General features: G+C 44.3%; 7 protein-coding genes. 3 read left to right on the plus strand and 4 right to left on the minus strand.

Features of this window, described 5'->3' with window-relative positions:
• The coding region (locus A142_RS22810) for a DEAD/DEAH box helicase (RefSeq protein ID WP_081324737.1) at positions 1-1,480 on the minus strand (1,480 nt) is incomplete at its 3' end.
• A 308-nt stretch (positions 1,481-1,788) separates the two neighbouring features.
• Between A142_RS22810 and rnb the strand changes: the two genes are divergently transcribed.
• Together rnb and A142_RS22820 are read left to right on the plus strand one after the other, a co-directional pair.
• Positions 1,789-3,795 (plus strand): exoribonuclease II, encoded by a 2,007-nt coding sequence (gene rnb / locus A142_RS22815; RefSeq protein ID WP_019826403.1) that lies wholly within the window; start codon positions 1,789-1,791, stop codon positions 3,793-3,795.
• A 204-nt stretch (positions 3,796-3,999) separates the two neighbouring features.
• The gene (locus A142_RS22820; RefSeq protein ID WP_019826406.1) at positions 4,000-4,830 is read left to right on the plus strand and encodes a helix-turn-helix domain-containing protein; all 831 of its coding nucleotides are present in this window, start codon (positions 4,000-4,002) and stop codon (positions 4,828-4,830) included.
• Positions 4,831-5,036: 206 nt separating this feature from the next.
• On the opposite strand, the gene A142_RS22825 is transcribed toward A142_RS22820, so the two are convergent.
• Positions 5,037-5,399 (minus strand): DUF3024 domain-containing protein, encoded by a 363-nt coding sequence (locus A142_RS22825; RefSeq protein WP_019826408.1) that lies wholly within the window; start codon positions 5,397-5,399, stop codon positions 5,037-5,039.
• 253 nt (positions 5,400-5,652) lie between these two features.
• Between A142_RS22825 and A142_RS22830 the strand changes: the two genes are divergently transcribed.
• Positions 5,653-6,468: a phosphate ABC transporter substrate-binding protein gene (locus tag A142_RS22830; RefSeq protein ID WP_019826410.1), complete on the plus strand. Its 816-nt coding sequence runs from the start codon at positions 5,653-5,655 to the stop codon at positions 6,466-6,468.
• A gap of 76 nt (positions 6,469-6,544) precedes the next feature.
• Here the strand turns inward: A142_RS22830 and A142_RS22835 are convergent, their stop codons facing one another.
• Positions 6,545-7,231, minus strand: coding sequence for a MaoC family dehydratase (locus tag A142_RS22835; RefSeq protein WP_029405728.1), 687 nt, complete (start codon positions 7,229-7,231; stop codon positions 6,545-6,547).
• Between the two features lie 333 nt (positions 7,232-7,564).
• Positions 7,565-10,540, minus strand: a 2,976-nt coding sequence (locus A142_RS22840) for an efflux RND transporter permease subunit (protein WP_019826413.1), incomplete at its 5' end; no start/stop codon positions are given.

A 10,540-nucleotide genomic window follows, 5' to 3' on the forward strand; every position in this document is an offset into this window, starting at 1 on the left:
CCCGGCCGTTGTCACGATCTTCACGACGCTCTTTGCGACGGTTCTTATCACGCTCAATAGCAGCGATCATTGGGTCTTCGCCAACGTAGAATAGTGGGCTCTTACCTTGCTGACGCTTAAGAAGCATTGCAGCTAGAGTAGCAGCATCAACTTCTAGAGACTCTTGAAGAGTAGAGATAAGACCTGCAAAGTTTTCTAGTGCTTTGCTTTCTTTCTCAGTTTCAAGTTCAGCGCCAAGCTTAGCAACACGTGCAGCAGCAACTTGGTCACGTAGAGGAAGTTGGATTTCTTCCATTTGAGACTTAGTTACGCGCTCGATTGTGCGAAGCATACGAATTTGGTTAGTGCGAACTAGTAGGATCGCTTTACCTTTACGTCCAGCACGGCCAGTACGACCAATACGGTGGATGTAAGATTCAACATCGAATGGGATGTCGTAGTTGAATACGTGAGTGATACGTGGAACATCAAGACCACGAGCTACAACGTCAGTTGCAACTAGGATGTCGATAACACCTTGTTTGATGTGATCAACAGTACGCTCACGTAGAGACTGAGGAATATCACCGTGCAGTGCAGCAGCTTTGAAGCCACGTGCAGATAGCCAATCAGCTAGACGCTCAGTGTCTTGACGAGTACGTACGAATACAATTGACGCGTCAGTTTCTTCAGTTTCTAGAAGACGAGACATTGCTTCGTCTTTTTCTACGCCTTTAACAACCCAGAAGTTCTGCGCTACTTTATCAACTGTGTGGTTAGTACCAGCAACGTCAACTTTAGCCGGGTTACGTAGGTAACGGTCAACAATAGTCTTAACCATTGGAGGCATAGTTGCAGAGAAAAGTACACGTTGTGCAGATTCTGGAGCTTGCTCTAGGATCCAAGTAACGTCATCTACGAAGCCCATTTTCAGCATTTCATCTGCTTCATCAAGAACAAATGTGTGTGCTTCATCTAGGTGTAGACGGTCACGAGTTAGTAAGTCTTTAACACGACCTGGAGTACCAACAACAATGTGAGCACCGCGGCTTAGAGCACGCATTTGGTCAACAATTGAAGCACCACCGTAGATTTCAATAACTTTAAGACCTTTGATATCACGGCCAAGGTTTTTGATTTCCGCAGCAACTTGAATCGCTAGCTCACGAGTAGGAGCCATGATGATTGCTTGTGGTTTGTGTTGGTTCAGGTTGATTTTGTTAAGTAAAGGCAGAGAGAATGCTGCTGTTTTACCAGTACCAGTCTGTGCTTTACCTAGTGCGTCACGGCCTTCAAGAAGAAGAGGAATAGCTGCTGCTTGGATTGGAGTCGGAGAAACGAAACCCATGCTATCAAGAGCTGAAAGAATGTTATCGTTTAGGGCTAATTCATTAAATTGAATTACAGATTCGGACATTGGGATCCCACTATATATAAGTAAACAAAAGGTCCCGGGAGCTCTATCAATTCCAATACTGATCCAATCAGATACTGATTCCATTCAGAGTTACGAAGCAGTAATAAAACACTTCAAGCCATTAGGGACGTCTAAGGGAGGCGGATTATTCCCTAAATGCATAAAAAAAGCCAGAAAAAATTGAAATACATCACATATTTTTCGGTTTTCTATCAATACTGGCTATCATATCGTCAAAACTTGATGAATATCTCGTCAGGGCGATAGAGTTCGACCAAATTGATAGAGTTAAATAAGAGGGCAATTAATTTACGCTCTCTTCGGCTTTAAGTAGTAATCGGGCCACGCAATGATTATAGTGTGCTCAATTGTTCTCGTTAGATAAAAGTCAAATGTTTCAAGATAATCCTCTACTCGCTCAGCTCAAGCAGCAAATCCAAGAAACCCTCCCTAAAAAGGAAGGTACTATCAAAGCCACCGAAAAAGGTTTTGGTTTTCTCGAAGTTGATAGCAAAACAAGCTTCTTTATCCCACCTCCATACATGAAGAAATGTGTGCACGGTGACAAGGTGATTGCCATCATTCGCACAGAGAAAGAGCGCGAAGTAGCAGAGCCTGAGGAATTAGTAGAACAAGGTCTTACTCGCTTTATTGCGCGAGTTAAGCTTTTCAAAGGCCGATTGAACGTTGTTCCTGATCACCCGCAGCTCAAAAAACTGCAACTTAAAGCGAAAGCAATGAAGGGGCTAAACCCTGAAACGCTTAAAGAAGGTGACTGGGTTGTTGCTCATATCGTTCAACACCCATTAAAAGGTGATAATGGCTTCTTGGCTCAGATCTCTGAGAAAATCACAGATGCTGATGACAAGATCGCACCTTGGTGGGTAACGCTGGCACAAAACGACCTACCTAACAGCGAACCTGAAGGTATCGATGATTGGAAGATCAATGACGACGCCGATCTTGAACGTATCGACATGACACACGTCCCTTTTGTGACCATTGATGGTGAAAGCACAAAAGATATGGATGATGCGCTTTACGCGAAGAAGAAAGAGAACGGTGATTTTGAACTGACTATCGCGATTGCAGATCCTACCGCTTACATCTCTCCAGATGATGCGATGGATAAAGTGGCTCGCGAGCGCGGCTTCACTATCTACCTTCCTGGTCGCAACATCCCAATGTTGCCTCGTGATCTTGCTGACAACCTATGTTCACTGATCGAGAACGAAGTTCGTCCTGCACTTTGCTGTACAGTAACGGTATCTAAAGATGGCGTTATCGGTGATGACATTAACTTCTTCGCTGCAAACATCAAATCTCATGCTCGTCTTGCTTACGACAACGTATCAGACTGGCTAGAGACAGGTACATCAGAGAAATGGCAACCATCAGAAGAGATTGCTGCAATTGTTTCTGATCTTCACCAATTTGCTCAAGCGCGTTCAGCATGGCGCTCAGCAAATGCTGTTGTGTTCCCAGATCGCCCTGACTACCGTTTTGAACTGAGCGAAGATAACGATGTTGTCGCTATCCACGCTGACATGCGTCGTAGCGCAAACAAGCTGGTTGAAGAATCAATGATCAGCGCGAACATCTGTGCGGGCCGAGTACTAAAAGAAAGCTTCAACCAAGGTGTGTTTAACTGCCACTCTGGCTTCAAGGCTGAGAAAGTCTCTGACGTTCTTGAACTGGTAAACCCGCAAGCGGAAACACCGTTCACTGAAGAGCAAATCGTTTCTCTAGAAGGTTTTGCTACTCTACGTCGTTGGTTAGGCTCTTTAGACAATAGCTACTACGACAACCGTATTCGTAAATTCCAAGCGTACAGCGAGATCAGCAATGAGCCTGCTCCGCACTACGCGATGGGTTTAGATATTTACGCAACTTGGACTTCTCCAATCCGTAAATACGGCGACATGATTAACCACCGTATGCTGAAAGCACACATCCTAGGTAAAGCGCCGATTCAAACACCAGATGAAACTATCGGTGATGAACTTGCCCTGCACCGCCGTCACCACGGCATGGCTGAGCGTAATGTTGGCGATTGGTTGTATGCTCGCACTCTAGCCAATGCTCCAGCAGAAGAAACTCGTTTCCAAGCTGAGATTTTCGATATTAACCGTGCAGGTATGCGTGTACGTTTACTTGAAAATGGTGCTGCTGCATTTATCCCTGGATCTCTCATTCTTAATAATAAAGAAAGAATAGAGTGCAACGGTGATATGGGTACTGTATCTATCGATAAAGAAATGGTATACAAACTGGGAGACGTTTTAGAAGTAGTTCTCTCAGAAGTTAATCAGGAAAACCGTAACTTAGTAGCAAAACCTACTCGAGTATTTGCGGACTTGCCTAGCGAGCCTGAAACGACAAACGAAACCGAAGCTTAAGAGCTTTAACGGTTACGGCTTTCAAGGTTAGGACTTGCAAGGTTTAGATCTTTCAAGGTCAAAGCTTTCAAGGTCAAAAGCTTCAAGGTTCACTTCTAAAGGCGCTAATTATTAGCGCCTTTTTTGTAAATGTCTCATGCTTAAACAATACTTAAAAAAAAACAATCAATAAGCAATCAATTTACAACGTCAAAGAAGCTCACTATGTCATCAATCACAGTTACTCAGTTCAGAAACTTCATTCCCAGGAGACGAGAACGTTATCCTGCCTCTAAAAACGGTATCTTTATGGTATCGAAAGGCAGCATTTCTTTTGTGTTACCCAATGGTACTCAAGCCTCGTTGCAAGCCGGAGATTTCACCCTTTACAATTCTGGTCAGATTAAAGACATCACGGTTAACACTGAAAATGGCGAATTCAGCGCAACTTGCTTAGATTTTGATTTGGCTATCTTTCAGAAGTTCATTAATCAGTTCAGCGATTTAGAATCCGCTCGAATCCCAGACAAGTACATTAAGTTCAATCAAACAGATACTGAGCTCTGTCAGTTGAAAGATCTCATCATGTCACTCGCCAACTCTTCTTCTCAGAATGACTACGCACTCACTCAATTAGGTTTAAGTTTGCTGTCTTTGATGGTGGAACAGTACCCTGCTCTATTGGCTATTATTGCTCGAGCTTCAAGGTTAACCGTGACCCAAAGAGTCATTCATTACATCGAGCAAAACATTGAAAACAATATCTCTTTGGATACGCTCGCCAGTTACATGGGAATGTCACCGGCTACGCTTAAACGTCGCTTATCGGCTGAAGATCTGTCGTTCTCAAACTTATTAAAGATAAAACGTATTGCTCATGCGGCCACTCAGCTAAGAACATCGGATAAGTCGATCACTCAAATCGCGTATGAGTCAGGCTTTAAAAGTGCCGCTCACTTCAGCACGGCCTTTAAAACATATCACGGCAAAACACCAAAAGACTTCCGATCGTTAGTGGCACAAGCACAACTGCAAAGTGTAAAGCCGCAAGTTTAAACAAACAAAGCAATAGATTGACGTGAACGTCTTAGTTGGGAACTGGTGTAAACCAAGTGGCTTCAATATTAAGCCACTTGGATGTGAGATGAGATCATTTGTTTTTTTGGATTCAGTGGTTGAGTTTTGAAACTCATTGATTCAGCTTTGGGGTTCAGGGGTTTAGCTTTGATAACAGGCCACCAGCAAACGTGAAAACAGAGAGACTATGACCAGAAGTACGATTTAGGGTCTTTTTCTATTTCCGCCAAAATAGCATCAAGATCCTTCGATTTAGGCAGGTACGGATAAGGTCCCCAATTCACAGAGTCGGTTTCGACATCCCCTTCAAGTGGCACCATCACTAACCAACAAGATAACGACTCATCAAAAGTTACACAGGCGATCTCGTTTGTATAATCGCTATGAGATGAGTCGAGCAGATAATGCGCCTGAGAAAACAGCACACCACCCTCACACTCTTCATATAGGGATTTGCCTAGCTCGACAGGTAAACTGCGATTTCGAGATGTACAGAGCCTCTCAGCCCCAATTAAAAGACGATTCAGTTCGATATGAATGACGGACATAACACCCCTTGTAACTTCATAGAAACTTCTAAGTAGTGAATTCCTCTACTTAGCTTAGGACTCAACAAACATTTTAGCGAACAAGCGCAAACAAAATACCCGCCCTGCTCCCAGAAACGAATCCTGCTTTCGAAAACCCAGAAAGCTCTCACTCAACAAGCTAACAGTTATACATCGAGCGTATAGAATTTCACAAAAGTGTCATATAACCGACCTATCATATGCGGCAAATGTTATTAACTAGGAGTTGTTTATGTTACGAGTCGCGCTTGCCTCTCTTTTATCCTTAGCCCTGTCTTCTCATGCTGCTTTTGCACAAGAAACCACCATTTCGGGCTCCACTTCAGTATCACGAGTGATGGATGTATTAGCTGAGGAGTACAACAAGACTCACCCTGATAACTATATTGCGGTTCAGGGCATTGGTTCTACAGCAGGTATTACCATGGTTAATAAAGGTGTCTCTGACATCGGTATGAGCTCGCGTTATTTAACCGACCGCGAACAAGACGAGAAGTTGAAGGTATTTCCAATTGCCTTTGACGGCCTAGCTGTCGTAACTAACCGCTCAAACGCTGTAAGCAACGTTACACGTGAGCAGCTGTTCGATATCTACAAAGGCAAAATCACGAACTGGAAAGCTGTGGGTGGCGCAGATCAGCCTATCGCAGTTGTCACTCGCGAAGCGTCTTCTGGTTCCCGCTACAGCTTCGAAAGCTTGCTTGGTTTAACGAAAATCATTAATGACCGTCTAGTGTCTGACATCAACCCAAATAACTTGGTTGTAAACAGCAACAGCATGGTTAAAACGATTGTTAACCATAACCCGCACGCGATTGGTTTTATCTCTGTCGGTTCGATCGACCGTTCGATTAAAGCAATTACATTTGAAGGCGTAGAGCCAACATCTAAGAACATTGCTAACCACAGCTATGAATTGGCTCGCCCATTCTTGTTGCTGCATAAGACAGACTCAGTTTCTGACGAGAGCAAAGACTTCATCAAGTTCGTGAAGTCAAAGCAAGGGCAAGACCTTATCGAAGAGTACGGCTACACTCGCATTAAATAAGTGAGTGAGTTTTATCTTATGAAAAAAAAGAGAGAGCATTAAGCTCTCTCTTTTTTTTGGAATCTATAGAGTTCGTTTAGAAGTGAAGTTGAATCACGGAAACGATCACAGCGCCAGGACGACGAATACCTTCGATTTCTACGCGAATTTCGCGTTCAATCTCTAGGCCTTTCTTGATTGGCGTTACTTTTGTTAGCGTACTCTTAGCACGAACGTTACTGCCCGATTTAACAGGGTATGGGAAACGTACTTGGTTAAGACCAATGTTTACGACCATCTTCGCTGTTGGGAATTGAGACTTGTCAGGGTCAACACTGTCAGTCAATCGAGGAAGCAGAGATAAAGTTAAAAAACCATGTGCGATGGTTGTTTTGAACGGAGAGTCTGTTTCCGCTTTTTCAGGCTCAGTGTGGATCCACTGCATATCTTCAGTAACAAGGCCGAACTGGTTAATACGGTCTTGACTTACATTGATCCAGTCGCCAGTATGGATGACTTCACCGATCTGTTGATTGAGCTCATCAAACACAAGTTGTGCTTCTGGCTTAAGTAAGATCGGCTGTTCAACCGGCATCTCTGGTGCATCTTCATTGACAGCGGGTTTGTGGTGATCACGAACCCACGCAAAGAAATGACTATTTTGCGTACGATTAAGAAAGTCGCCCCAGTAATCTCTAAGAGCTGGAGACATCCATTGCATAAACTCTGAGTGTTGCGAAGACATGCTATCGCCTCGGTGTTTAAATAAATCAATGACTTTCATAAGAACCTCAATGCACAAAAAATTTCAATATAACTTCGTAATTTTGAAACACTTCACACTATTGTGCAAATGTTTTCGAGCATACAACCGTTAGCTGAACCTTGTTAAAATCATATTAAACAAGCACTTACCAATAAAACATCATTTTATTACAAAACCCAAATTAGAGTGTTAGCTCTATCACATAACAAACATTTGTTTATATAAAAGGCGTTTTTATTCATCAGTGGAATAAAAAAGGCTTAGCGCAATGCTAAGCCTCAGTTTTTACAAGGAATTAATTTCCCAAGGGTTGGTCTTGTAAGAGACGAATCTTACAAGACACTCAATCCCCTATTCGTCATCAAGCGGAACCAGCTTGGTATTACCACCGTGTGCTTTCTCACGCTTACGTTGCACGAATGCGTAGAAGCCAGGGATTAGGAACGTACCCGCCAGTAATACACATAACAGGCCGCCGATCAGTGAAATACCCAAAGAGTTCTGACTCACGTGACCTGCGCCCGCAGCAAAGATAAGCGGGAAGATACCTAAGATGAACGACCAAGACGTCATGTTCACAGCACGGAAACGTAAAGTACCGCCCTTCACCGCCGCATCTTCAATCGGTGCGTCTTTCTCTTCACGTTCAACCTTTGCGAATTCCACAATCAAGATTGCGTTCTTCGCGGCCAAGGCTATCAAGAGAACCAAACCTATTTGTGCATAAAGGTTCAGCGGTGTGCCCGTTAGATTCAACGCTAAGAAGGAGCCTAAGGTTGCGACCGGTACTACTAAGATAATCGCAATCGGTATTGTCCAACTCTCGTATTGAGCTACCATAAACAGGTAGATGAAGATCAGAGCCAGTGCGAAAGCAAAGATCGCTTGGTTACCTGCTAGTACTTCTTGGTAAGCCATGCCTGTCCATTCGTACTGATAACCCTGAGGCAATACTTCTGCAGCTACGCGTTCCATTGCCGCAATCGCATCACCACTTGAGTAACCTTCTGCAGGTTGACCTTGAATCACCGCACTGCGGTACATGTTGTAACGCCATGCTACATCTGGTTCAAAGATCTGGTCGTAAGTCACCAATGTGCTTAACGGGATCATCTCGCCATTAGACGAACGAACGTGGAATCGTTGTAGGTCATCCATGCTGCTACGGTGTTCACTGTCAGCTTGCATGGTTACGCGGAAGTTCTTACCAAACATGGTGAAATCATTCACGTACAGAGAACCTAGGTTACCTTGTAGTGTTTGGAAGATTTCCGACAACGGAATACCAAGTTGCTGCGCTTTCTCACGGTCAATGTCGACATAGTAGTGCGGTACATTGGCACGGAAGGTACTGAATGTATGTGAAATCTCGGGCTGTTTAGCGGCCTCTGCAATCACGTCATTCATCACCATCGCTAGATCAGTTCGGCTACGACCTAATGTATCTTCAAGAACGAACTCAAAACCAGAAGCTGCACCCATACCCGGTACTGCTGGAGGTCCCATTGCAAATACAATCGCTTGAGGCAATTCTGTTGCTGCTCGACCGTTAATACGTTGTGAGATAGCTTGCGCTGAATGTTGACCGTCCAGTGCGTTACGCATATCCCAATCATGCAGTTTGATAAATAACGAGGCACCATTCGAAGCAGAAGCGCCCGTCATGAATGCATAGCCATTAACCAGTGTTACACCATCAACACCCGGCTCTTGCTCAACCATCTCTAGCAATTGCTCAGTCACATCTTCTGTACGAGACAGTGATGCCGCGTCAGGAAGCTGCACGTTAACCAGCAAGATGCCTTTATCTTCTTGAGGTACAAATGCCGTAGACGTAGTTTTCGCGAAGTAAGTTACCGCCGCTAGCGCCACAACAAAGAAGGTAAACAGTAGAACACCCTTTTTCACAAGGAAGCCTGCAATTTGACCGTATTTGTTGGTTACGGATTCAAGACCACGGTTAAACGCTTGGTACCAACGTGCTGTGTTACCACCGCCCTGTTTAAGAACCAATGAACACAATGCTGGTGACAGCGTTAGAGCGTTAATAGAAGAGATAACAACCGCAATACAGATAGTCAGAGCGAACTGACGATACATTATACCGGTGATACCTGGCAGCATCGCTACCGGAATGAATACTGCTAACAGAACCAATGTAGAAGTAATGATCGGACCCGTTACTTCTTTCATCGCAATCAGTGTTGCTTTACGCGGTGAAATGGTTGGGTCTTTAGCCATCGTGGTATCAACGTTCTCGATAACCAAGATCGCATCATCTACTACGATACCAATCGCCAATATCAAACCAAACAGGGTTACCGTGTTGATGGTAAAGCCTGTCATCTGCATGATGGCAAACGTACCAATCAAAGATACCGGAATCGCAACCACCGGAATCAAGGTCGCACGCGCACTACCTAAGAACAGATACGTTACCGCGATAACCAGCAAAATTGCTTCGATAAGTGTTTTGACTACGCCTTTAATCGACTCAGCAACGAAGAGTGTAGTGTCATAGCTCGCCTCATAAGCAACGCCTTCAGGGAAGTTTTTGCTTAGATTGTCCAGCATCGCCATTACCGCTTTACCACTTTCCAGCGCGTTAGCGTCTGATTGAAGTGACAGCGTTACGATTGAAGCGTCTTGACCACGGTATTTACCATTGCCGTCGTAGAACTTTTTACCTAGCTCAACACGTGCGATGTCTTTTAAGTAAACCGTTGAACCATCTTGGCTAGCGCGAAGCACAACATTTTCAAACTCATCAGCCGTTTCTAGTCGGCCTTTGGTTACCAAGTTGAACTGCACTTCTTGTGCGTTGTCGTAAGGTGCTGCACCAATACGGCCAGCCGCTACCTGAACGTTCTGTTCAGCCAAGGCGCGATTCACGTCAGAGGTGGTTATATTGAGGTTAGCCATTTTCTCAGGGTCTAACCAAACACGCATCGCGTATTCACCACCACCCAATACGTTAACTTCACTGATGCCCTTCACACGAGCCAGCTGATCTTTAATGTTCAAGTTCACGTAGTTGATCAGGAATTGGTCGTTGTACTCACCGTTTGGCGAATAGAAGTTCAATACCATCAACAGGTCTGGAGAACGCTTCTTAACCGTTACACCCACCATTCTTACTTCTTGTGGAAGCTTCGATTCGATCTGAGCAACTCGGTTCTGAACGTTGACCTGAGCCATATCTGGATCAGTACCAACATCAAAGGTCACGTTAAGGTTGTATGAACCATCGTTAGCGCTTTTAGAAGACATGTAGATCATATCTTCTACGCCGTTAACCGACGTTTCTATGGGGTCGGCTATCGCCTG

The organism is Vibrio splendidus 12E03, from assembly GCF_000272105.2.
Classification (GTDB): Bacteria; Pseudomonadota; Gammaproteobacteria; order Enterobacterales; family Vibrionaceae; genus Vibrio; species Vibrio splendidus_I.

Coding starts and splice junctions, on each gene's coding strand:
- A142_RS22820 (WP_019826406.1), top strand. CDS start 4,000: ATGTCATCAATCACAGTTACTCAGTTCAGAAACTTCATTCCCAGGAGA.
- A142_RS22830 (WP_019826410.1), top strand. CDS start 5,653: ATGTTACGAGTCGCGCTTGCCTCTCTTTTATCCTTAGCCCTGTCTTCT.
- A142_RS22835 (WP_029405728.1), bottom strand. CDS start 7,231: ATGAAAGTCATTGATTTATTTAAACACCGAGGCGATAGCATGTCTTCG.
- A142_RS22825 (WP_019826408.1), bottom strand. CDS start 5,399: ATGTCCGTCATTCATATCGAACTGAATCGTCTTTTAATTGGGGCTGAG.
- rnb (WP_019826403.1), top strand. CDS start 1,789: ATGTTTCAAGATAATCCTCTACTCGCTCAGCTCAAGCAGCAAATCCAA.